The organism is Streptomyces sp. NBC_00322 (assembly GCF_036147535.1).
Lineage (GTDB): Bacteria > Actinomycetota > Actinomycetes > Streptomycetales > Streptomycetaceae > Streptomyces.
In genome coordinates, this window is the sequence record NZ_CP108019.1 from 1,516,233 (window position 1) to 1,539,011 (window position 22,779).

General features: G+C 69.4%; 17 protein-coding genes. 8 read left to right on the forward strand and 9 right to left on the reverse strand.

Features of this window, described 5'->3' with window-relative positions:
* Nucleotides 1–51: 51 nt before the first annotated feature.
* A complete protein-coding gene (locus OG905_RS06880; protein ID WP_328666711.1) occupies nucleotides 52–831 on the reverse strand; it encodes a TetR/AcrR family transcriptional regulator in 780 nt (259 codons plus the stop codon).
* A gap of 205 nt (nucleotides 832–1,036) precedes the next feature.
* Here OG905_RS06880 and galE point away from each other — a divergent pair, with 205 nt between their 5' ends.
* The 4 genes from galE to OG905_RS06900 all read left to right on the forward strand — a co-directional run bounded on the left by galE (nucleotide 1,037) and on the right by OG905_RS06900 (nucleotide 5,443).
* Nucleotides 1,037–2,071, forward strand: a complete 1,035-nt coding sequence (gene galE, locus OG905_RS06885) for a UDP-glucose 4-epimerase GalE (protein ID WP_328666713.1) — start codon at nucleotides 1,037–1,039, stop codon at nucleotides 2,069–2,071.
* A gap of 155 nt (nucleotides 2,072–2,226) precedes the next feature.
* Nucleotides 2,227–3,054 carry a glycosyltransferase family 2 protein gene (locus OG905_RS06890; RefSeq protein ID WP_328666715.1) on the forward strand — a complete coding sequence of 276 codons (828 nt, stop codon included), beginning with the start codon at nucleotides 2,227–2,229 and terminating at the stop codon, nucleotides 3,052–3,054.
* A complete protein-coding gene (locus OG905_RS06895) occupies nucleotides 3,051–4,403 on the forward strand; it encodes a glycosyltransferase family 2 protein (RefSeq protein ID WP_328666717.1) in 1,353 nt (450 codons plus the stop codon). Before OG905_RS06890 ends, OG905_RS06895 begins: the two co-directional genes overlap by 4 nt.
* The gene (locus OG905_RS06900) at nucleotides 4,400–5,443 is read left to right on the forward strand and encodes a glycosyltransferase family 2 protein (RefSeq protein ID WP_328666719.1); all 1,044 of its coding nucleotides are present in this window, start codon (nucleotides 4,400–4,402) and stop codon (nucleotides 5,441–5,443) included. Before OG905_RS06895 ends, OG905_RS06900 begins: the two co-directional genes overlap by 4 nt.
* A gap of 13 nt (nucleotides 5,444–5,456) precedes the next feature.
* Here OG905_RS06900 and OG905_RS06905 read toward each other — a convergent pair whose 3' ends face one another.
* The 5 genes from OG905_RS06905 to OG905_RS06925 form a co-directional block, all read right to left on the reverse strand.
* The gene (locus OG905_RS06905; protein WP_328666721.1) at nucleotides 5,457–6,278 is read right to left on the reverse strand and encodes a glycoside hydrolase family 16 protein; all 822 of its coding nucleotides are present in this window, start codon (nucleotides 6,276–6,278) and stop codon (nucleotides 5,457–5,459) included.
* Nucleotides 6,275–7,546 (reverse strand): FAD-dependent oxidoreductase, encoded by a 1,272-nt coding sequence (locus OG905_RS06910; RefSeq protein ID WP_328666723.1) that lies wholly within the window; start codon nucleotides 7,544–7,546, stop codon nucleotides 6,275–6,277. Before OG905_RS06910 ends, OG905_RS06905 begins: the two co-directional genes overlap by 4 nt.
* Before the next feature lie 97 nt (nucleotides 7,547–7,643).
* Nucleotides 7,644–8,042, reverse strand: coding sequence for a hypothetical protein (locus OG905_RS06915; RefSeq protein WP_328666725.1), 399 nt, complete (start codon nucleotides 8,040–8,042; stop codon nucleotides 7,644–7,646).
* Nucleotides 8,039–9,868, reverse strand: a complete 1,830-nt coding sequence (locus OG905_RS06920; protein ID WP_328666727.1) for a glycosyltransferase — start codon at nucleotides 9,866–9,868, stop codon at nucleotides 8,039–8,041. Before OG905_RS06920 ends, OG905_RS06915 begins: the two co-directional genes overlap by 4 nt.
* Nucleotides 9,847–10,995 carry a phosphotransferase family protein gene (locus tag OG905_RS06925; RefSeq protein WP_328666729.1) on the reverse strand — a complete coding sequence of 383 codons (1,149 nt, stop codon included), beginning with the start codon at nucleotides 10,993–10,995 and terminating at the stop codon, nucleotides 9,847–9,849. Before OG905_RS06925 ends, OG905_RS06920 begins: the two co-directional genes overlap by 22 nt.
* A 438-nt stretch (nucleotides 10,996–11,433) precedes the next feature.
* Here OG905_RS06925 and OG905_RS06930 point away from each other — a divergent pair, with 438 nt between their 5' ends.
* The 4 genes from OG905_RS06930 (at nucleotide 11,434) to OG905_RS06945 (ending at nucleotide 16,781) form a co-directional block, all read left to right on the forward strand.
* Complete coding sequence (locus OG905_RS06930) at nucleotides 11,434–12,684, forward strand: carboxylate--amine ligase (RefSeq protein WP_328666731.1); 1,251 nt, start codon at nucleotides 11,434–11,436, stop codon at nucleotides 12,682–12,684.
* Nucleotides 12,685–12,825: 141 nt separating this feature from the next.
* Nucleotides 12,826–13,893, forward strand: coding sequence for an aminoglycoside phosphotransferase family protein (locus OG905_RS06935; RefSeq protein ID WP_328666733.1), 1,068 nt, complete (start codon nucleotides 12,826–12,828; stop codon nucleotides 13,891–13,893).
* Nucleotides 13,894–14,045: 152 nt separating this feature from the next.
* Nucleotides 14,046–15,134 (forward strand): GNAT family N-acetyltransferase, encoded by a 1,089-nt coding sequence (locus tag OG905_RS06940; protein ID WP_328666734.1) that lies wholly within the window; start codon nucleotides 14,046–14,048, stop codon nucleotides 15,132–15,134.
* Nucleotides 15,135–15,482: 348 nt separating this feature from the next.
* Nucleotides 15,483–16,781: a lipopolysaccharide biosynthesis protein gene (locus OG905_RS06945; RefSeq protein WP_328666735.1), complete on the forward strand. Its 1,299-nt coding sequence runs from the start codon at nucleotides 15,483–15,485 to the stop codon at nucleotides 16,779–16,781.
* A gap of 7 nt (nucleotides 16,782–16,788) precedes the next feature.
* On the opposite strand, the gene OG905_RS06950 is transcribed toward OG905_RS06945, so the two are convergent.
* The 3 genes from OG905_RS06950 to OG905_RS06960 all read right to left on the reverse strand — a co-directional run bounded on the left by OG905_RS06950 (nucleotide 16,789) and on the right by OG905_RS06960 (nucleotide 22,437).
* Nucleotides 16,789–17,913, reverse strand: a complete 1,125-nt coding sequence (locus tag OG905_RS06950; RefSeq protein WP_328666737.1) for a GNAT family N-acetyltransferase — start codon at nucleotides 17,911–17,913, stop codon at nucleotides 16,789–16,791.
* A gap of 244 nt (nucleotides 17,914–18,157) precedes the next feature.
* Complete coding sequence (locus OG905_RS06955) at nucleotides 18,158–20,911, reverse strand: HAD family hydrolase (protein ID WP_328666739.1); 2,754 nt, start codon at nucleotides 20,909–20,911, stop codon at nucleotides 18,158–18,160.
* Between the two features lie 266 nt (nucleotides 20,912–21,177).
* Nucleotides 21,178–22,437 carry a glycoside hydrolase family 16 protein gene (locus OG905_RS06960; RefSeq protein WP_328666741.1) on the reverse strand — a complete coding sequence of 420 codons (1,260 nt, stop codon included), beginning with the start codon at nucleotides 22,435–22,437 and terminating at the stop codon, nucleotides 21,178–21,180.
* Between the last annotated feature and the right edge of the window lie 342 nt (nucleotides 22,438–22,779).

Here is a 22,779-nt window from a genome sequence, read left to right on the forward strand (position 1 = left end):
GTTGTCCTGCCCTGCCCTGCCGAGTCTGCTACCGATGCCCCGAGCCCGCACTCAGGCGGCGTTCTGCACGAAGCGGTCGAGCAACGCGGCCAGGCCGGCGGCCAGCCCCTCCGGTCCGCCGTGCTCGGCGAGAGCAGGCGCGGTTTTGCGAAGTCTGGGAAGTTCCTGGACCGGCATGCGGTGCAGCCCGAGCCGGAACGCGGGGTCGGACTCTTCGGGGTTGTCGACCATGGCTCGCAGCTCCACGAAGATGTAACCGAGCACCCAGCTGTTGAACGCCCGGAAGGCCATTGACGCTTTTTCCTCGTCGAGGCCGGCCTGATCGAGCAGCTCCAGTACGCGCTCGTGGTCCATGAGGACCGCCAGCGGGCGCCGGGCCAGCGGCACCGCCAGCATGCGGGTGGCCAGGAGGGGGACCACCTGCGGATGGGCAAGGGCGACCTGGTAGGTCGCCTGGGCGATCCGGTGCAGCTCGGCGCGCCATTCCGGCTCCTCGGCCAAGGAGCCCGCGGCCGTGGCCACCGCTTCGTCCGGGCCGCCGACCGTGGCGGCGTCAGCCAGGTATTCCTGCAACTCGATGAAGAGGGCCTCGACCAAGCCGTCCAGGAGTGCGTCCTTGCTGGGCGCGTACCGGTACAGGGCCATCGCCTCCACGCCGAGCTCGGCTCCCACCCTGCGCATGCTCAGCGCCGAGAGCCCTTCGCGGTCGACCAGCTCCAGTGCGGTGGCCAGTACGCGTTCCCGGCTCAGCCTGCCGTAGTGGCCGCGATCGCCGGACCGTCGGCCGCCCTCCTTCCCCCCGCGCTCGGCGCCCTTGCCCTTATTCGCCATGTCGTCCCTCCAGTCGCCTGAGCAAGCCGCCTTGGCCTCCCTCTTGACCGTAGACGCAAAAGGGACAAAAGTGTACGTATACAGCGTAAATATATAGCGTCTGGCGCTTCGCGAGAATCCAGGCGCCCCCCGGTCCCGGGCCCGCCCCTTGGACGGCCGGCTGAGACCTCCCCCTCGGCACATCGCGTCCAAAGGAGAAGAGTCCATGCCCGAGCCGTCAATCGTCCTGGTCACTGGTGGCGCCGGTTTCATCGGCAGCCACACCTGCGTCGAACTTCTCGACCACGGCTACGAGGTCATCGTGGTCGACGACTATTCCAACAGCTCACCCCTGGCCTGCGTACGTATCCAACGGGTCGCCGGCCGCCCCCTGACAGGCGTGTACGCGGTCGATCTGCGTGACCGGCGCGCGCTCTCGGCCATATTCCACCAACACCAGGTGGATGCCGTGGTGCACCTCGCCGGAAAAAGGTCCGTCCATGAATCCCTGCAGATGCCGATCGAGTACTACGACGTGAACGTCGGTGGCACCACCTCACTGCTGAACGTCATGCAGGAGCACGGTGTGCAACAGCTGGTCTTCTCCTCCTCCTGCTCCATCTACGGCGAGGGCGACAGAGTGCCGCTCGCCGAGAACGCCCCGGCTCATCCGGCGACGCCTTCCGCCGCGTCGAAATGGGTCTGCGAGCAGATGCTCGCCGATGTGTGCCGACTCCGCCCGGAGTTCACCGTTCTCACGCTGCGCCACTTCAATCCGGTCGGCGCGCATCCCAGCGGACTGCTCGGCCAGGACTCGCACGGCGAGCCCGCCAATCTGATGCCCCGAGTGGCCCGCGTCGCGGCCGGAAGGCACGTGCGCCTCAGCGTCTTCGGCGGCGATTACGACACCGCCGACGGCACCGTGGTCCGGGACTACATCCACGTCATGGACCTCGCCGATGCCCACCGCAACGCTCTGGAGCACTTCGCCGACCGCAGGGGTATGCGCGTCTTCAACCTCGGCGGCGGGTCGGGCACCTCGGTCCTCGAACTCCTGGCGGCGTTCGGCGAGGCGTGCGGCAGGTCCATCCCGTACGAGGTCGTGGACCGCCGTCCGGGCGATGCGAGCGAACTCGTCGCCGACGCGAGCGCGGCAGCGCGGGAGTGGGGCTGGCAGCCGACCAGGGATCTTGCCGCGATGTGCCGCGACGCATGGCGCTTCCAGCAGTTCAACCCGACCGGCTACACGTCCGGCACTTGACCAAATGTCCGATATGGTTAATATGTATGTATACGGTGTAAACGTACAGAGGATACGGATTCCTCGCCGAGCCCTCGCCGCCGACTCGCACAGCGAGCGGGGCTCTCCCCCACCACACGGCGCCACTGGTGCACAGACTCGAATCCGGAGACATCATGACCACGAACCAGACGCATCGCCCGGCCACCGACCCGGCGCAGTCCCCCACCCCCCACCCCGCACGCCGGGCCACCGACACACCGGCCCACCCGATGCGCCGCGCCGAGGACAACCTCCCGCCCCGCGCGTCCGTGTCTCTGGTCATTCCGGCCCTCAACGAGGCGCGCAACATCCCCTGGGTCTTCGAGCAGATCCCGGACTGCGTCGACGAGGTCATCCTGGTCGACGGCAACTCCATAGACGCCACGGTGCCCATGGCGACCCACTGCCTCCCCACGGTCCGCAGTGTCAAGCAGAACGGCCCGGGCAAGGGAAACGCCCTGCGCACCGGGTTCCTCGCGGCGACCGGCGACTACGTGGTGATGATGGACGCGGACGGCAGCATGTCGCCCGCAGAGATCCCGCACTTCGTGCACTTCCTCGAGAACGGCTACGACTTCGTCAAAGGCTCACGGTTCGTCGCCGGCGGCGGCTCCCTGGACATCACCCGCTTCCGGCAACTGGGCAACCACGTGCTGCTGGCAGCGGTCAACCGGCTCTACGACGCCTCGCTGACCGACCTGTGCTACGGATTCTGCGCATTCCGGCGCAGCTTCCTGGACCAGTTGGACCTGCACGCCGCCGGCTTCGAGATCGAGGCCGAGATGATCGTGCACGCGCTGCGTTCCGGACTGCGGATCGCTGAGGTCCCGAGCCTCGAACTGCCCCGCCGCAGCGGCCGTTCCAATCTGCACGCCATCTCCGACGGCCGCCGCGTGCTGCGCACCCTGCTGTCCGAGCGCCCCGGCGCACGGTCCGCGTCGACCGGACGGAGCACCGGGTGAACGCCGCCGGCCCCCGTTTCCCCACCCCGGGCGCGGCAGCCTCCGTGCCCGCCGCCCCGCCGTACACCCCGGCAAGGATCGTCGACATCGACTTGGCCGAGCCCGGCGAGTTCCGCCCGCCCGGCAGCCTCGAGCGGATTCGCCCGGAGGGCCGGGTGCTCGCCCTGGTGCGGCTGCACGGCCACCCGCTGGGGATGGTCTCCACGACCGGGACCGGCCCCGTTGAGCTGTGGCAGTCCTTGGCCAATGCTTCCCACCGGGAGCTCACCACTCCCGTCTCCCGGCATCTGGCAGCCGACGGGCCGCGCACGGCGTACGGGGATTCCCCCTCGTGGGACGAACCGGCCGCCCTGCACTGCCAGGCAGCCAGGCTGCGCGCCCTCCAGGAGGCCACCGACATCAGCGTGATCGTCGCCACCCACAACCGGCCCGAGCAACTGCGCCAGTGCCTGGACTCGCTCCTGCAGATGGAGTACCCCCGGTTCGAGGTGATCGTGGTGGACAACGCCCCGGCGGACGGGGCAGCCGAGCAACTGGTCCACGAGGTCTACGGCCGGCGCGTCCGTTACGTCCGCGAACCCGTGGCCGGCCTGGCCCGCGCACACAACCGTGGACTGGCCGTAGCACGCGGCCGGATCGCTGCCTTTACCGACGATGACACCCTCGTCGACTCCCGGTGGCTGACCGAACTCGCCGCGGCCTTCGCGAGCGACCGGCGGATCGGCTGTGTCACCGGCCTGATCGTGCCCGCCGAACTCCAGACCGGAGCCCAGGCCGCCCTGGAGCGGCACGGTGGATTCGCGAAGGGGTACACCCCTCGCACCTGGTCGCTGCACAACCCGCCGGACGACCCGCTGTTCCCGTTCACCGCCGGACGCTTCGGCTCCGGCGCCAACATGGCCTTCCGTACCGATCTGCTGCACGCCATCGGCGGCTTCGACCCGGCCACCGGAACCGGAACCCCGGCTCACGGCGGCGACGACCTGCTCGCCTTCTTCCGGGTTCTGGTCGGCGGCCACACCCTCGCCTATCAGCCGGGCGCGATCGTCTGGCACCGCCATCACCGTACCGAGGACGCCCTGAAGACACAGGCCTTCGGATACGGCGCCGGGCTCGGGGCCTATCTGACCGGCGCACTCGCCCACGAGCCAAGGATGCTGCCCGCCCTGCTGCGCAGGCTCCCCGGCGGCATCCGGTACGCGGCGACCAAGGCACGCGGCCGGACCGAACCGGGCGACAGATGGTCCCGGCGGCTGGCCTTCCTGGAGATCAAGGGTCTGCTCTACGGTCCGCTCGGCTATCTGCTCAGCCGCGGTCTCCGCCGCCAGGCCTCCGGGAGGTCCTCATGAATGCCGCGCCCACTCTGTCGGTCGTCGTCTGCGCCTACACCGTCGACCGGTGGGACGACCTGCGGGCCGCGATCGGGTCGGTGCACGCCCAGGACCACCCGGCGGACGAGATCGTGCTGGTCATCGACCACTGCCAGGAGCTGCACGAAAAGGCTTGCGCCGAGCTGCCCGGAATCCGTGTGATGCCCAACCGCGAGCGCAAGGGCCTCTCCGGTGCCCGCAACACCGGTGTGGCGGCGGCCCGTTGCGAGGTGGTGGCCTTCCTCGACGACGACGCGGCCGCCGACCCGGACTGGACCGACCGCATGCTGGCGCCCTACGACGACCAGCAGGTCGCGGGCGTCGGCGGGCTCGTCCGGCCGTGGTGGGGCACGGACCGGCCGGCGTGGTTCCCACCGGAATTCGACTGGGTGGTCGGCTGCTCGTACCGGGGACTGCCCGAACAGTCCACCCCGGTACGGAACTTCATCGGCGCCAACATGTCCTTCCGCAGGGCCGAGGTAGTCTCGGCCGGCGGCTTCCGCACCGACCTCGGACGGGTCGGAACCCGGCCCCTGGGGTGCGAGGAGACAGAGCTGTGTCTGCGGATCGCGGCCCGCCGGCCCGACGCCGTACTGCTGTACGAGCCTGCCGCGGCGGTACGACACCATGTCCCCGAGACGCGTACCACCTGGGCGTACTTCCGTTCGCGCTGCTATGCGGAAGGGCTCTCCAAGGCGCTGGTCGCCCGGCACAGCGGCAGCAGAGCCGCGCTCGCCAGCGAGCGCACCTATCTCAGGTCGACCATCCCCCAGGCCTTCGTCCGAACCCTGCGGCCCGGCCGTCCCGGCGCCCTGGGCACCTTTGCGGCACTGACCGCGGGCGTCTGCGCCACGGTCGCCGGCTACGCCGTCGGCCGGATCCACTCGCTGTCGTCCGGCTCCGCTCCGCACCGCCCGCCGTCGCCCCTGGACGAGCCGGACACCGACACGGCACCGGCGCCCTTCTGGGGGTCTCCCTACGCCCTGCGGGCGGGGGGGCCCGTCGGCAGAAAAGGCTGACGCCCGTTGCCGCTCAGTGCTGCCAGACACGTACCCAATCCACTCGCATCCGCGCCGAATCGACCGAGGGGGGCGGGGGACCGGGAACGCCCACGGCCAGGTTGACCAGTACTTCCATGGCGACGTGCGGAATCCTGGCGGCTTCGGTCACCCGGAGCCGTTTGATGCCGTCCACGTACCAGGTCAGCTCGTCGGCCTCCCAGAGGAGCCCGAACACGTGGTACCCGGCGGGGAAATCGACTGGTCCGTAGGTTCCTCTCACCCGCTGCTCGGCACCCTCGCGGTCGCGCCAGTGCACATACATGAAGACTCGCTGCGTGGTTGCGATGAACTCCATGATGTCCAGCTCGGGAGGCGTATAGCGGGACGCGGGCATCATCCAGAAGGCCGGGAACATGCCCCCCTCCGGGGGAATCCGGATCGCCGCTTCGAAATAGCCGTAGGTGAAGGTCCGCCGGGGACGGCCGTCCCAGTGGTCACGTCCCGTGGAGATCATGCCGGAGGTCCACGGGTAGGTCCTGCCGTCGCTCCCCTGGGTGCTTCTGCGCTCGGCGTTCAGGGACAGGGCGCCTCCCCCCACCGAGACCTGGCCCGGGAGGTACCACTGCGCCTCGTTGTTCCCGCGGTTGGTGCACCCGTTCTTGTTCCAGTCGTAGCAGGTGACCCAGCGATCGGTATCGAGTTTCGAGCCGTTGAAGTCGTCGTGGAACACCAGGTGCCACGCGCCCGCAGCAGGCGGCTCCGGAGCCGAGTTGTCGCCGCCGCAGGCCGTCGCCAGCATCAGCAGGATCGCGGCCACCGCCTGCCAGGCGTGCCTGGCCGGTCTCACTGTCACCGGTTCCTGGCGGCGAGCCCGGCGGCGAGCTGCCGGGCGGCGAAACCCGTCCCGCAGACGAATCGCAGGACCGGCCCGAAGCTGGGTGCCGCGGCCAGCCCGGTGAAGTAGAGGCCGGGCACCGAGGACTCGAAGCCGGCCGACAGCCGCGGTGCACCGCCGAACGTCTGCACCGCCTGACGGAGTGTGGGCTCCAGGAGCCCGAGCCGGTCCACGTCCACCCGGTACCCCGTGGCCATCAGGAGATGTTCGGCGCGCACCAGCTCGGTTCCGCCACCCGTGTCCGTCAACTCCAGGCGTACCGTCCCGTCCTCCGGCACGGCGGAGCGCACCGTGCGCCCGGACAGCACCGGGAAGCGGCCTGCGACGCGCTCCCGCAACCACCAGGCACCGGACGGCCCCAGCACGGTGTGCAGCAGACGGACCCGCACGGGCGTGGGCAGATGGCGGTAGGCGGCGGCGCCTCTGCTGACAGCCAGCAGTGACCAGCCTGGGCCGAGGGCGGAGCCGGGTTTGTACAGCCGGGTGGAACGGCGGCGGGCGCTGGGCGTGTCCGTCTGCGGAGGGTCACCGAAGACCACGGCAGGGGCACGGGCGACCAGGGTGGGGTGGGCCCCTGCCTCGTTCAGCAGTGCGGCGGTCTCCAACGCCGACTGCCCCGCCCCCAGGACCGCCACCCGCTGACCCTCGAAGCGGGTCAGATTCCGGTGCTCGCACGTGTGGGAGGTCAGACCCGCCGCGGCGAGATGGCGCAGCTCTCGCGGTTCATGGGCGAACGGGACCAGCCCGGTGGACACGACCACAGCTGCGGCGAGGAATTCCTCACCGGAGTCCAACGTGATACCGAAACCGCCGTCGACGGCCTGCACACCGCGCACCATCGACCGCTCGACTTCGGGCACCCGGCGCTCTTGGAACCATCGCCCGTAGCCGATGAACTCCTCCACCGGGATCGGATAGAGGTCGCCAACCGGTCCGCTGCCCTGAGCCGCCCGGAAATCCGCGAAGCCGTACCCGGGTTCCGGGGCGGAAATCGACGACGCCGCCGGGACGGACTTGAGGAACATGCCTTCGGGCATATGAGTGTGCCAGCCCTGCATCGGCTCGCCGAAAATTCTCAGACGAACCCCCGATGCGCTCAGCCGGGCAGCGGTGGCGAGCCCGTACGGTCCAGCTCCGATGACCACGACCGGAACCCCTTCCCGGCGGATCCCGGTCGCTCTCGTCGCTGCCCGGTAGCGGGCAGCCACGCGCAAATTCGGGGGCATTCCCGTACCTCCTCCGAGGAAAGGTCCTTCAACCAGGGTGCACCAGCAGCCCGAAGGCGACCATTCGCGGACCCTGTCCGCGGAGCGCCCTTCCCTGTCACGCTTTCGACTCGGGCTCAATGGCCGGCGCGGTGGCCTGCCGTTCCTCAATCCGCTTGCCACCTCGTCGCGGCATGAGTGCGAGGACGGAGGTGAGGACGGCGAGTGCCAGCAGGGCTCGCCTGGCGCTGAACGTGCCGGTGAGGAAGAACGCCTCCGCCACGAGTACCGACAGCGACAGGCTGAGCACCACGCTGAGCACGGCGACCTCGAGAACGGCGACCCGGCCGTTGCCTCGCCACGCCTCCGGACGTACGGGTCCCACGGCCGCGAGTCCCGGACACACGAGCAGAAAGACGGCGGTGACGACAACCCGCAACGGAGTCCCTGCCGACGCCACGGTAGCCGCGAGCGCCAGCCAGCCGGACGCGGCGAGTCCCCAACGTAGCGACGTCATCGGCGGATCGTCTCCCTCGGAGTCTCGTACCGGTACACCACCGCGTCATCGCTGTCGTAGACGCGAGCGAAGCCCGCTGCGCCCGACAGGGCCGACTCCAGCCGTTTCACGGTGTCGGCGGGCAGCTCCCCTGTGAGGTATAGGTCTCTGGCCTGCGCCTGGCTGAGGATGATGTACGCGGGCTCCTTCGCGGTGGCCCCGTAGACGAAACCCTTCACGCCCTCCACAGGATCTCGTACCAACCGACGTCTGTCCCCGATGTCCTGCTGGCCCAGTAGCACCTCCTCGTGCTGGTCGTAGTGCATGAAGAGGCCGGGAACGGCGGAGGTCAGTGTCACGATCCGTGAACCTTTCGGAGCGTGAGAGGTCACATAGCGGGCGGCGGCGACCTCCTGGAGGGTGAAGCGGTTCACGGCCTCCTTGCCGTAGTAGCCGAAGACGAGGCCGCCGAGCAGGGCCAGCAGCAGAGGGTAGATGACGAGCATCCGCGGACGTGGCCGCGTGCCGCGGTACACGAGCAGCGCGGCGATCAGGAAGGCTGCGGCGGGCAGTGCGAACAGGTAGGCCCGGAAGATCATCTCTCCGCCGTACGCGTTCGCGGCGAGGATCAGCAGGGGGGAGATCACCAGCAGGGGCAGTCCGGTGCGGCGCGTCCAAGGACGGCGTACGAAGCCGATCGCGGCCAGCAGGAACACAAGCGCGGACAGGCCACGGTCGATCCAGGACACCAGGGCCAGTCCCGGCGCGGCGGTGCCCAGGGTGGCCAGCCCGGAGGAGATGTTGACGTCGGGCTGGATGAGGGCGTCCAGCATGCTGCTCAGGTGGGGGGAGATGTACGACCGCGCCACGGTGGCGTCCCACGCGGCCGTGAGCACGAGCGCCCCGGCCAGAACCGGCAGCACCACCCGCCGGTTGCGGCGTGGCAGCGACAGAAAAACCAGCGCGCTGAGCAGCATCAGCGGGGTGAGCGGGTGTGACGACACGATCGCGGCCACGATCACAAGCACCACGAGCAGCAGTCCCGGCGGCCAGGCTCCTCGTCTGCGACGGTCCGGCCGTGGGAGCGCGGAGGACGGCAGCTGCCGCAGGATCAGGGCGATCACGGTCACGAACAGCAGGAAGCCGAAGGCCTGCGGCGCGAAGTAGTCCTGACCCACCCAGGAACAGGAGTAGAAGATCCAGGCCGCTCCCCAGATGAGCCTTCTGTCACGGGCCACCGCCCGGTACATCAGCAGCAGTGGACCGAGCAGCAGGACGTTGGTGAACGCCGGGGCCCAGGCCGCGTACCCGACGGCGGATTCCAGTCCGGTTGCCCGCAGGAACAGCGCGTTGAGCTGGAAGAAGCCCGGCCACTCGTTGTAGATGGAGAGCGGTCCCGAGTTCGGCACATTGCCGCCGTGTCGCAGCATTGCATCGATGATCGCCAGATGCTTCCAGGCCCAGGAATAGCGCAGGGTCGGATAGAGCAGCGTGGGCGTGGCGTGGATGACGGCGATCAGCCCGAGAACGTAGGCCGCATACCAGGTGTTGCCGGTCCGCCGGTCGCCCAGCGCAAGGCAGAAACCCAGGGTGAGCAGGGCCAGTGCGACCCAGAAGAGCACCGGCAGTACCTGCAGCAGGCCCAGGTCGCGCATCCGGTCGAGGTCGACATTGCGCAGCGACAGCAGCCACAGGGCGAGCGCGGCCGGCAGCACCGCCCGGATCGCCCAGCGGCGGGTGGCAGCTCGCCCTGGCCGGGAATCGCCGGTCGTGGACGTGCCGGGCGGCGCGTCGGCCCCTGTACGAGGCGACGTCGAGCCGCCTGTCAGCGTCGGGCGCTCGCCCATCGGGACGCCTCCTCAAGGACCGGGGCGACGGTGTGGGCCACCCACCAGCGGCTGCGGCCGAACTGCGGCGACTTCTGCACGTTGCTCGCCACGTGCCACAGCCACGTCAGCAGCGGCAGTACTGCCGGGTCGCCGCCGTCCGGATCCACGGCGGCGGACGCGAGCAGTGCACGGTCCGCGGCCGGCAACCCGTCGGCGCGGAGGGCCTCGGCGACCAGCCTTCCCAGCGGGCGGCCGCTGAGCGCCTGCCGGACTGTCAGCACGAAGGCGCAGGCGTCGATCTCGGAGGGGCCGTCCGTTCGCGCGTTCCCCCAGTCGTACACACCGGTGACCCGGGTCCGATCCTCGTTCAGCAGCACATTGCCGGGATGAAAGTCCCCATGCGTCCAGGCCTCCGTCAGCACGGCTCCGGCAAGGCCCTCGTCCAGACGCCGGCGCAGCGCTTCCAGTCCCTGCGCTCCGGCACCTGTCCTGCACCATCCAATCTCCGTCGAGAGGATCTGCAGCTGCGGTTTTGCCCACTCGTCGGCCCGTTCGGCTGCCGGCTGCCGGTGTCCGCTCGCGAGCCGCAGTTCCGCCAGGAAGGAGAGTGCGGCAGTGACCGTACGTTGCAGGTCCTGCGGTCTGTGCGGGACCAGGTGATCGGCGGGTACGCCCGCGAGCCAGCCCTGGGCCAGCATCCGGGCCGGCCCGTCGGGCCGGTAGCCGACGGGTTGTGGGAGCAGCTGCCGCCAGGGGTCGAGCCGGTCGTCCGCGGCCAGCTGCCGCAGGACCTCCCACTCACGGGCGAGTCCGTCTGCCGCCCTTTCGTTCCTTGGGTGCTTGACCAGGACGGCCCACGTGCCTCGCTGCAGCCTGAACACGAGCAGGTTGGTCTGAGGGAAGGTGTTTCGTCGAACCACGGTGACATCACAGGGGTGCATCCCGCGCACCAACCAGTGCGCCCTCAGGCCGTCGGTCAGTCCGCCGAGAACACGTGGGGAGCGGAGCGGCAGCAGCCCGAGCACGGGCTCCCACCGCGAATGGCCGCTCCGGTGGCCCGTCGATTTCACGGCGTCCACACAGTGCCCGGTCGGAAGCCTCGTCATCGTCTCGGGCGGGGTCGCGAAGTTCTGAGCATGATTCATGATCAAACTTTCGGGAGCCGGGCGCCCACCGGCACGACCCGCACCTCGCGCGATCGGCGGAACCGATGGGTCCAGATGGCGGTACTTCTGTCCGTCAGCGAACGGACGGCGATTCGCTGTCCGCTGCCGGGGGTCGCTTCTTGAGGAACGCCACTCACCAGGAGATCAATGATCCAGAATAGGGTATATATGGTACTAATTCCTAGCTTCCTCTGTTGAGTGCTGATGGGCAGCAGGAGGATCCGGGTAACGGTCCGTCACGGCACAAAACAGGACAGCAGGCGCATCCCCGTCCTGTGAAGGGAGAACCGTGAGGCCACGAGTGAGGGGCGCGAGGCCCTTCCCGGTCGGCGGGCCGGGGCGCAGGAGCGAGCCGGCCCAACTCCCGGTCGACGTCTGGAGTGCGATGGCTGATCTCCGCGGCGCACAGGACGACGGATGAATCCCGGATCATCCCTCGACCGGGAGGTGCCCACGCTGCTCGCCAAGATCGGCAGCTATCCCCAGCACCATGGCGGCCTCGGCGTGGTGCGCACGATCGGCCGCATGGGTGTCCCGGTCCACGCCGTCGTCGAGGACCGATTCACTCCGGTGGCGGTGTCACGCCATGTCACCCGCAGGTTCGTCTGGCCCACCACCGGGCTGGAGGAACCGCGGCTACTGATCGAAACCCTGCTGTCGATCGGCCGGGCCATCGGCTCGCCCTGTATCCCCGTACCGACCGACGACGAAGCCGGCGTCCTGCTGGCCGAGAACTCGGACCGGCTGGCGGAGTGCTTTCTGCTCCCGCCGACGCCCTCCGGTCTGCCGCGGCTGCTGGCCAGCAAGGCAAGTCTGCACAAGCTCTGCGAGAAGCTCGGCGTACCCACCCCTCGCACACGGGCACCCGCAAACCGCGATGAACTGGTCGACGCGGCGCGTGAACTGGGCTATCCGGTGGTGCTCAAGAACCGCGAAGCATGGACCAGACTGCGCGCCCCGGCCGTGGGCAGCACCACCATGGTCCGCAACGAGCAAACTCTGCTGGCCCGGTATCCGGCGGGCCCGCTGCCCCCGCTCGTGATGCAGGAATACATCCCCAGGGAGCAGGCCGAGGACTGGATCACGCATCTCTATTGCGGTGCGGGCGGCGCGCCCCGCGTCGTCTTCACCGGTCTGAAGCTGCGCTCATGGCCACCGCACGCAGGGGTGACCACCCGGGCCGTGGCCCTGCGCAACCCCTGCTTGGCGAAGCTGGCCGGGGAGCTGTGCCAGCGGATCGGCTACAGCGGGCCGGCGGACCTCGACTGGCGTTACGACCGGCGCGACGGACGCTACAAGCTGGTGGATTTCAACCCGCGAACGGGTGCCCAGTTCCGGCTGTTCGAGAATGTCCACGGAATCGACGTCGTACGCGCCATGCATCTGGACCTGACAGGCCGTCACGTGCCGGCCGGCCCGGAGGTCGAAGGGCGGATGTTCGTCGCCGGTCAGCTCGATCTGCCATCGGTTGCCGCCTGGCTGCGGGAGGAGCACCAGCTGCCGCCTGCCCTGCTGCACGGGCGGGGGACAGAGCGGGCCTGGCTCTCCCGGGACGACCCACTGCCCGCCGCGGCCGAGGCGATCAGGCTGGCAAGCACCGTGGCGCATCGCATCGGTTGCTCCCTGAACCTCCGGCTCGGCGGACGCCGGAGGGCGTCCTGCCCCTGATGCCGACATCGCGCGCGGCCGGGCACCTCTCCGAATGCGCGTTGCCGTCGACTCAACCGCAGCGAGTCGTCCGACATCTGGCGGCTGCTCATATCTATGGTGATGAGTCATGATTTTTACGCAATTGTGGACGGAGGGTCCGTGGAAGTCGCCTTCCCTCACGTCGAGCTGTCGGGATCCTGGGTGCGCGGCCTCATCCCGATCCAGCCCCGCGGCCTGCTGACCCGGCCCGTAGATCTGCTGATGGCCCGTCGGCTGGCGAGCCGGCTGCGTACGGACACGGTCAGCTTCCGCGACCTGCATCGGCTGCAGCGAACAGTCTCCGATCTCCTGGTGTTCCAGTTGGACGGACAGGCCGTGCAGCCCCCTCTGGTGGTCAAGCATCCCCGCAGCAGCCGAGCTGCCGCGTCGCTGGCCGTGGGATGTGAGGCCGTGCGGCAACTGACGCGGGACGACCGCCTGGACGACTGGAGGCGGCTGCTGCCTCGCGTGGAGGTGTGCCGACTCGACGAGCGGCTTCCCCTGGTCGCGGAAGGCCTGCTGCCGGGCGTCGAAGGCGACACACTGCTGCGGCGCTCTCCACGGCAGGCTCGGCGCGTGGCGGCCTCAGCGCTCCGGACGGTCGGCGATCTGCACCGGGCGACCGGCCGCCCGGAGCGCGTCACGGACCGTGTCGGGGACTGGGTGGACCCCCAGCTCGCGATCCTGTCCGAAGAGATCCACTGGTGCCGCAAGGGCCGCGGCGCGGCCGCCGTCGAGGCACTGCGGGAGCGCCTTGTCCGTGGTCTGTACGGACGCACCCTGACGGTGGCGTGGACCCATGGGGACTTCCATCCCGGAAACGTTCTGCTGAGCGAGGAGCGCGGGACGCTCACCGGGGTGATCGACTGGGCGAGCGCCCGCCCCGACGGCCCGTGCGTGATCGATTCCTACATATTCGTTCTGACGCTCCGGCATCAGCGCGGTGGGCGGCAGCTGGGGCGAATCGTGGCCGATGTCGTGCGACGCGGCTCTCTGCTGCCCGAGGACCGCCGCCTCCTTGCCGAAGCCGACGTCCCGCCACCGGACGAGGACGAAGCCGTACTGCCGCTGCTGACCTGGTTGTGGCATGTGGCGGGCAATGTCGCCAAGTCGGCTCGCTACGGGCGCAGCCATCGGTGGGTCGCGGGCAATGTGGTGCCAGTGCTCAAAGAGGTGGCGGGGCGGTAGCGCCCAGCACCCGTTGCCCGGCCGCCGAGTGCCGCCGGGAGGCCGTGCGACGGGGCTCGGCCTAGGCTCGGGAAAGAGGCAGGCAGGGCATGGCGCGCCCCGTCCCCGACTTCTCGTCCCGCCCTCTCATCCCCCGTCAGCAGGAGGAGGCCATGAACTCACCCGTCGTACTCCCGGCGACCACAGCGTCGGGCCCCGTGCGGGTGACCAGCCCCGCCCCGCGGGAGGTCTGGCGGCAGCTGGCAGACACCGACGAGAACGCCGTGGTCAGCCAGACTCCGACGTGGCTCGATTGCATCTGTGCGACGGGACCGTTCGAGGACGCCAGCCGACTGTACGAATTCGGCGGAGGGCGCCGGCTCGTCGTACCGCTGGCCCGTCGGCGAGGCTGGCCGGCGAGGCTGGCCGGCGAGGACTCCTGGCCGTCGGACTGGGGGATCGGCGGCCCGTTGGTGCCCCCCGGGGCACCCGACGAGACCGAGGCTCGCGTCGTCTTCGACGACCTCGCGCGGCGCCCGACGCTCCGGGTCGCCATTCGTTTCGGGCCGGGCGCCGACCCGGTCTGGGCGCGGGCGGCGCCGCAGAGCTTCCACGCGGAGGAACACATGACACAGGTGCTGAACCTGGACGGCGGCTTCGGCACCGTCTGGGAACGGCGCTTCCACGGACGAGTCCGACGTGCCGTGCGCCGAGCCGAGCGGTCCGCGATCGAGGTGGAGGTCGATCGCACGGGCAAGCTCGTGCCGGCCTTCTACCACCTGTACGAACAGTCGATGATGCGCTGGGCCCGGCAACAGCACGAGCCGCTGGCACTCGCCCGGTGGCGGCAGACCCGGAGCTTCCCACGACAGCGGCTGGAGGCCGTTGCCGAGCGGTTCGGTGAATCGTGCGTTATCTACATGGCATCGTGTTCCGGCGAGCCCGCCGCAGCGATTGTCGTCCTGCGTCACGGGCCTCATGCGAAGTACTGGCGCGGTGCGATGAACCGGGATCTCGCCCACCCCGTCCGGGCGAACTTCCTGCTCCACCACCTCGCCGTCGAGGACGCGTGCGAGGCGGGCTGCACCTACTACCACCTGGGGGACTCCCGGCCGGGGTCCTCGCTCGCCCATTTCAAGGAGGGCTTCGGGGCCGATAGCTACTCGACCCCCACCTTCCTGCGCGAGCGGCTTCCGGTCTCGGCCGCCGATCGCGGACTGCGGGACGTCGTCAAGCGCCTGATCCGCTTCGAGGACGCCTAGCTCGGGACACGGAAACGCGCGCGAGGACGGCCCGAGGCGGACCGGGTCGCAGACTGCCCGTCCTCGACCTAGGCTGAGGGGAAACGAGGAGTTGTTGGAAAGCCAAGCTATCCGTGGCCGCCGGATGGAGTCCTCGGTAACGCAGATTCTTCGTACGGATCATGCGGCGCCTCCTTGTCCGGGCTGCGCATCACTGGGAGTCACCTTGCGCCGTCGGCAGGAGCGCTACCGCGGACACCTGAGCACCACCCGGTGCCCTGAGGGTGATTGGGCGAGCGCTGCCGCCGCCGGCCGTGCGTCCGCCGCGCTGCAGGAGGCCGAGCACCTGCCCGACAACTGGCGGGCACGGTGAGCCCGGGGCGGCAGCCCAAGGACCATTTGCTGCGCACCGGCCACGTGCTGACGTTCAACTCGCTGGTGACAGCCGCACTTGGGGCCGGGTACTGGGCATTGGCCGCCCGCTGGTACGACACCGATGCGGTGGGCCGCAACTACTCGGCCGTGTCGGCGATGATGCTGCTGGCCGGGGTGGGCCAGCTCAACCTGACCAATGTGCTGCTGCGGTTCGTGCCCACCTCGGGGAAACGCACCCGGCTGCTGGTCTCCAGGGCCTACCTGGCAGCTTGCGTCTTCACCGCGTTCCTTGCAGGGATGTTTCTCTTCCTGGTGCCCCAGATCTCGCCGGGACTGCTGTTCCTGCGCGAGCCGCTGCTGGGGGGATGCTTCGTCCTGGCGACTGCGGCGTATGCGGTCTTCGTCATCCAGGACGGCGTGCTGACCGGCCTGCGACGTCCGGAATGGGTGGTATGGGAGAACGCCGTGTTCGCGGTGGGGAAGATCGTGCTCGTCGGTGTGCTCGCCGTCGTCGCGAAGTCGACCGGAATCCTGCTGTCCTGGGCCCTCGCTCTGATCCTCGCCATCAGCCTCACCAACGGCTTCCTGTATGCCAGGGCCTTCCCCCGGCACGCCAGCAACCGGGCGGACGAACGGGCCGACTGGAGCAGACCGACGCCGGGATACATCATGGCGGACTACGTGGCCGCGCTTTTCTGGCTCGCCGCGACTGCCCTGCTCCCGATCATCGTTCTCAACCGCCTCGGCCCCGACCAGGCCGCCTACTTCTCGCTCGCCTGGCTCGCCGGGTTCTCGCTGTACCAGCTGAACGCAAGCATGGGCGAGTCGCTCATCGTGGAGGCGGCGAACGACCCGGCCCAACTGCTCGTGCAGTGCCGCCGGGTGCTGCGACACACCGGGATGCTGTTGCTTGCCGGAGCACTGATCCTCTGTGTAGCGGCGCCGCTCGTACTGCGGGTGTTCGGCCCGGACTACGCGCAGAACGGGGCCGGTCTGCTCCGCCTGGTGGCTCTGTCGGCGTTTCCCAATCTGGTCATCATCACGGCCGTCAGCGCCTGCCGGGCCCAGCGCCGGATGCGCCTGCTGATCGGAATCCTGGCCGTCGTCTGCTCGTTGGCCACCGTGCTGTCCTTGGTGCTGCTGTCGGCACTGGGCATCGCGGGGGTCGGCGCCGGCTGGCTCATCGCCCAAACGGTGGTGGCCGCGTGGCTGTGGTGGCGCAAGCCGCTCTGGCTGCCCGCGCGGGACCGGTCGGCATCACCGGCAGACGGGGGCCTGGTGGGACCGCCGTGAGGCGCGCTCAGCTCCGTCCGGTAGTGAGACGGGACTCGACAGCCCCGCGGATCCGCTGCAGCTGATCCTGGAGCCGAGTGAGCGGCAGGCGCTCGAGCCGGTACTCGGCGAGGGGTCTTTCGCGGGCACCGAGGTTGGCCTTGAACCGCTCCAATGAAGCGACCCCGCCCGATTCGCCCATCTCGTAGTAGCGGCAGCCGACATCACAGGCTTGCTCGACCGAGCGGAGCTGAAGGAGCTGGTTCACGCGCAGCGGACCGGCCGTCTGCTTGTCGCTGAAGCCGCGCCAGTAGATGCAACTCGATCCGTGCAGCAAAACGATCGTGGCGGCCACCGGTTCACCGTCGAGGGCGGCGACCAGGATGCGGCAGGTGCCCGGGAGGGAAGCGGCAACCGCATGGAATTTGGCGAGCGGCTCCGCACGCTTGCCGTGCTCCCGGATGACAGCCGGGGGCAGGTGCCTCTCCCGTGCCCGCCGGTCGAGCCAGCGCAGGTAGAGGCCGTAGAAGTCGGCAACCAGTTTGGGCGAGTGGCCGCTTTCGATGACCAAGCCGGCCTGCTCGGCCCTGCGTTCTGCCGAGCGCAGGCGACTTCGCGTGTTCCTGGACCATCGCTGCGTCCACAGGACGTCCATGCCGCCCTCAAGATCCAGTACATGGACCTTCCGGGGGATGTGGACGACCCCCGGTGCCTGGTCGGGCCACGCGGGCGCGGCGGTGAAGGCAGGGCGGACGCTGGTGCGCAGTGCTCCGTCCGACACCAGGTCGGCGAGGATCATGTCGACTTCGTGGGGGCGGACTCCTCCGGGCGCCAGAATGCCGCCCGTTCCCCACCCCGGAGGGAAGGAGGACTGCAACGAGAGTGCGCGGAACCACCCCGGCCGGCGAACCATCGGCAGGACGAGCTCCCGGCCTTCGCCGGTCCGGTAGAGCCGGCTCGCGTCCTGCCAGCCACCGACGCGGCAGATGCAGTCCAGCCATTGCGGCATGTGGAATGCCGTGGCTGCCGGGTCGGCGGCGAGCACCTGCGCCCAGGTCTCCTGTGGAACCGGGCTCACGGCCCGTATCACGCCGTCACCGGTGTGGACGTCCCACTCCTGAGGCTCATGTTCGGGTGCCTGGTGATGGCTCACGAATGGTCTCCTCACGACCCCACCCCGGCGGATGGGCACCACGGCCCAGTCTTCCGGCGAACGAAGCAGGAGAACTCGGAGCGTCGGCTCAAGTCTCCTGCTGCCACGATCCATTGTCCGAACACTTGCGCAGCCACGCAACGCGACGCCTGTGCCGGTGCGGTGGCGACACCCGGCACGCGGAGGCGAGCAATGCAGCCCGCGAACCCGAACGGCGGAACCTCGCGTTGGCGGCGGTGGCCGTTCACGTCCTCTGCCCGTCTCCGGCTGACCAGCGGTTCGCCATGAGGGACCCGTCCAGGCCTGCGCTCGCCAGAGCGAGCGTGGCCAGCCGGGCAGGCATGCCGGCCCGGCCGGCCTCCGGTACCGCGAGCAGGGCCGTCAGGGCTCTGTCCTCGGGAGCCAGGCACGGCGCCCGGCAGGCCGGACAGTGACCCGGCCGATGGCCCAGCAACCGCCCGACGGCCTCGGCGAGCCCGGCCTGGCAGGGCCGTCGCAGAACAGGAAACCCCGCAGCGCGCACAGCCCGGTCCGCGTTGCGCGGTGCACACCCGGTTTCCGCCGATCGCAGCATCGGGATATCGGTGAAGCTGTCGCCCACAGCCAGCACGGGCCGCGCTCCGGGGGCGCCGAGCAGATCCAGCAGAGCGCGCAGACCGGTGGCCTTGTCGATGCCCACCGGCACGAAATCGGTCTGCATGTCCCCTTGAACCACCGAAAACCGATCGGCGCCTCGCAGCTGTGCCATGAGACGACGGACGGTGGTCATGTCCACGGCCCTACGACCGGCACCCTTCCCGCGATACGCCCGCACGGCCCACCGGTACTGCTGGTCCATACTCACGGACGGCACAGCGGACAGCAGCGCCGTCAAGGCGCCGTCGTGTTCGGCCACGAGCCCGACCGACCGGTCGGATGCCGCGTCGTACACCACGGCCCCGTACTCCGCGACCCCTCCGGACAGGCCGTAGGCCCGGCACCGGTCCCTCACCTCGGGGAGGGAGCGTCCGGTGGCGAGCAGCACCCGGTACCCATGGGCGCGAAGCGCACGGAGGGCGAGCATCCCGGCGGGTGTGGAGACCGGGAAACCCGACAGGCTCGTCTCCAGCACACCGTCCACGTCCAGAACGCACCACGGCCCGTCCGCCACGGCATCCACATCCTGGAGGAAGAGACCTGCCAGGTACTGCTGCACAGCCCGGGACTGGGCGCTCCGTGCATCGGCCTCGGTCATGCCTACGTCAACACCCGAGTGTGCGAGCCTCTCGGCGTTCCAGCCGTGCGCCACCTTGTACAGGCACCACTGAGAGGGTGGGACGGGGGTCCCGGTCAGCTTCTCGAAGCGGGTCAGCAGCCGGTCCTCCTCGCCGCGCAGCGGGAACACAGCCCCGGCCAGGTCGTACGCCGCGTCGTAGGCGGCCAGGTCGAGGTGGCTGAAGAGTCCTTCGTGGAAGTCGACCTTGACCCATCCCTCGGCACCTTCCCGCCACTGCCCGTAAGAGGTCCGGCCGTCCACGAGGCACGGCGACGGCGAGCGGAGCAGAGCCCGCAGCAGGGGATCGATCAGCAGCGGGCGCAGCGGGGCTGCCAGCAGTCCGCACCTATCGGCGAAGACCCGGGCTCCGACCTCCCACACGGGCTGACGCCCCTTGAGGAACGAGCTGCGGTCGGCCGCCACGGCCAGTCGCTGTCGACGTTGCGTGACGTATTGGACGACGGCGTGCGGGGGCACGTGAGCGGCCTCCCCGGCAGCCTCCACCTCCCCCGATTCCGCATCGTGGCGTTCGCGCAACAGCACCCCGTCGTGGAACCCGTAGACGCGGGGTACCAGGCTGCCCAGTTGGCCGGCGACCGCGACGGCGTACTGGCCGAAGTAGCCGGTCCCCGCCGCTTCCGCGACCATCTCCAGGCGCTTCTCACCGGAACCGGTGCGGACACGTGCGCTGAGAGGCACCGCCACCCGCGACCAACGGGACGGAAGGCCCGGCCGGCCCACCGACAGCTCGATCACCTCATGGTCGGGCAGCACATGCTCCAGGGTGCGCCGCATCGCCTCCTCGCCCATACGGGTGCGCACGTACCAGTCCGCGCCGGGAAGCACGACACTGGGGTGACCGGCAATCAGGTCCGGAAGCGAACCCTCGCCGAATGCGGCGAGCACCATCACGATGTGTTCGGCGGGAATCCCCGCCCGGGCGAGCTGCCCGGCGACGGCCGCCAGACTGCCGCCGGTTGTCGGAGGGTCGTCGCACAGCAGGGCCAGGCCCCGGCTGCGTCTGAGGGAGCGGAGAAACTCCCCGTCGCTGCGCAGCGGTGGTTCCCCCGGCCGGACGGTCTGGACCCGTACATGCCGGTATCCCGCGTCGCGCAGGGCCGCTCCGGTCAGCGGAGCAAGGTAGTTGCCCGATGTGCGCAGACCGAGAACCACGAGCTGACGGCCCCGATCGGGATACCTCTTCGCGAAACGGGCGACGAGTTCTACGACATCGCGCGGGTGCTGGTCGAAGCTGCGGAAGGAGGAAGGAGGCCGCAGCAGGCTGTCCTCCAGGAGCGCGGCGATGCGCCTGGGCACGCCGGCCGGGTGGCGGCGCAGCAGGTGTTCCGCCCGCGTAACGCATTCGGCGGAACGATCGCCGGAGGCAGGCACCAGCTCGGCGATCACAGCGTCTGCGAGCGCATCGGCGAGATCCTCGACAGATGTCAGCCACGCTCTCAGGTCACGGGCCGCGGGCGACGTTGCGGCGACCGAGAGCAGACCGCCCACGGCCCGGCGCAGTGCGGTCGCGCCAGTCCCGCGCGCGCCCAGCTGCCGCACCATCCGGCTTGGCAGCCAATTGGTCCCGTGCAGGTAGTCCTGACCCACCTGAACGATGCCCGCAGCACACAGAAAGGCATCCAGCATGTCGCCCCGGTCCGCGGCTGCCTGCAGGCGGCTGTGCAGTTCCCGCACATTCGCATGCAGGTCCGGCACCGTCGGCCACGGGACCGTACCGCTCACGGCGACGGCGCCTGTCCTGCGGACAGTGACGAAGACAACTGCCGGGGCGGGGATTCAGTACCTGTGAAGCTCATCAGGACCTCGACCACTCCTCCCGGGGCGCTTGCGCGACTGCCCGGGATTGCCGGGATGTGCACCACGAGTGACAGGCGGCAATGCTTCCGTGTCTCATGCTAGGGCTGTGCCCTCACACGGGCGACCGCTGAGACGCCGGAACGGCCGTGCCCGGCCGCGAGGTACACGGCCGGGCACGTCGGGTCTCCGGGTCAGTGCTGCCAGACCCTCACGTAGTCGGTCATCATGTCGGCCGGGGTCGCGATCGGACCGCCGTGCTCGGTGCTGACGCCGTTGTTCAGGATCAGGTACATCGGCGACGAGGTGATACCGGTCGTGATCTGGCCCACCTGCTTGCCGTCGTAGTAGTACGTGACGACTCCGGGCTTCCACTCGGCTCCGTAGGTGTGCCATCCGGTGAAGTCACCGGGGGCGCAGCCGCCAGGACCGCCCGACGGGGAGTGGAAGTGGTAGCAGGCCTTGCCGCCGCCGAGGCCCTCCATGACGTCCATTTCGCCGTCTTCCGGCCAGTTCTGCCCGTCCGTCCAGAAGGCGGGCCAGTTGGCGATCACCCCAGGGGACGCCGCGGGGGTGTAGATCCTGGCCTCGAAAGCGCCATAGGTGAACTGCGCCTTGCCGTTGCTCTCGACCAGGCCGGAGCGGTAGGCGTAGGTCTTGCCGTCGCTTGCGGTGGTCTGCTGCTTCTCGGCCTTGAGGTGCAGGGAGCCTCCGCTGACGCTCACCTGGGACGGGGCGTAGGCACCCAGCTCGGCGGAGTTGACCGGCTTCGTGGTGCAGGTGGGGCAGCCCAGCCAGTTGGGGTTCCACTTCGAACCGTCGAGGCTTGTGCCGTTGAATTCATCCCCGAAGACCTGACGCCAGCTGCCCGCGATGCCCAGTGGCGCGGCGCCGCTCGTCGACGTGGTCTGGCTGGGGGACGGGGTCGGCGAGGCCGACGCGGTCGGGGTGGAGCTCGGGCTGGGACTGGAGCTCGGGCTGGGTGATGCGGAGGCGGAAGCCGTCGGGCTGGGCGTCGGCGTAACTGTGGAGCCGGAAGTGAACGTCTTCACCGGCGAGAGGTTGTGCCAGGTGTTGTTGTACTTGTACGCGGCGAAGGCCTTGTACGTGCCGGCGGGGAATGTGCGGCTGCCGGAGGTGAACGTCGTCTGCCAGGCGCCCAGTGTCGGCGCGGTCGCCCCGGGGAAGTCGAAGTGGGAGCCGTTCGCCGACCGTACGGCGACAGTCAGGGCCTGCACCCGGATCGTGCGATCGGAATGGACCTTCGCGGTCGCCGTCATCGAGCCATTCGATGCCGTCGAGAGGGACAGCGAGTCGAGGACCACCCCGGTCGACGGCTGCGAGTCGCCCGCCCATGCGGCGCTGCCCATGGCAAGGGTCGCGAAGGAAAGCACGAGGGCGGAAATCTTCGTCCGGGTGGTCAGCTTGCGGCGGTGTCTGGAATTTCTGGGCATGAATGGATGACCTTTCGCCCCCCACATCAGGCAATAGGCCTGCCATTGCGCGGGGCAAAAGCGGGCTGAAGGCTTGGACTCTGCGCGAGCCGAATCGGGCACGCAACCGCCTTCGTTGTCCTGTCACCCGTATCACCGAGGTCACTGACCCTCAGGACTTGTGGCACAAAGCCGAGTTGGCGAGACTCGGCGCCTTTTATGTGATGTCCGCCATAGTGAATTACATTTCACTCAAATGGGACGAACGCGATGGGATGGAAACGTCCCATTTATGCCGAAGATGAAGAATTACCGCCCTGCCGAGAACCGGCAAAACACCCCCACGGAGGCCGACCGGCGGAG

Excerpts from the sequence above, each read along its gene's own strand:
- OG905_RS06890 (WP_328666715.1), top strand. The coding sequence starts at position 2,227 with ATGACCACGAACCAGACGCATCGCCCGGCCACCGACCCGGCGCAGTCC.
- OG905_RS06930 (WP_328666731.1), top strand. The coding sequence starts at position 11,434 with ATGAATCCCGGATCATCCCTCGACCGGGAGGTGCCCACGCTGCTCGCC.
- galE (WP_328666713.1), top strand. The coding sequence starts at position 1,037 with ATGCCCGAGCCGTCAATCGTCCTGGTCACTGGTGGCGCCGGTTTCATC.
- OG905_RS06920 (WP_328666727.1), bottom strand. The coding sequence starts at position 9,868 with ATGGGCGAGCGCCCGACGCTGACAGGCGGCTCGACGTCGCCTCGTACA.
- OG905_RS06960 (WP_328666741.1), bottom strand. The coding sequence starts at position 22,437 with ATGCCCAGAAATTCCAGACACCGCCGCAAGCTGACCACCCGGACGAAG.
- OG905_RS06900 (WP_328666719.1), top strand. The coding sequence starts at position 4,400 with ATGAATGCCGCGCCCACTCTGTCGGTCGTCGTCTGCGCCTACACCGTC.
- OG905_RS06915 (WP_328666725.1), bottom strand. The coding sequence starts at position 8,042 with ATGACGTCGCTACGTTGGGGACTCGCCGCGTCCGGCTGGCTGGCGCTC.
- OG905_RS06910 (WP_328666723.1), bottom strand. The coding sequence starts at position 7,546 with ATGCCCCCGAATTTGCGCGTGGCTGCCCGCTACCGGGCAGCGACGAGA.
- OG905_RS06940 (WP_328666734.1), top strand. The coding sequence starts at position 14,046 with ATGAACTCACCCGTCGTACTCCCGGCGACCACAGCGTCGGGCCCCGTG.
- OG905_RS06925 (WP_328666729.1), bottom strand. The coding sequence starts at position 10,995 with ATGAATCATGCTCAGAACTTCGCGACCCCGCCCGAGACGATGACGAGG.
- OG905_RS06880 (WP_328666711.1), bottom strand. The coding sequence starts at position 831 with ATGGCGAATAAGGGCAAGGGCGCCGAGCGCGGGGGGAAGGAGGGCGGC.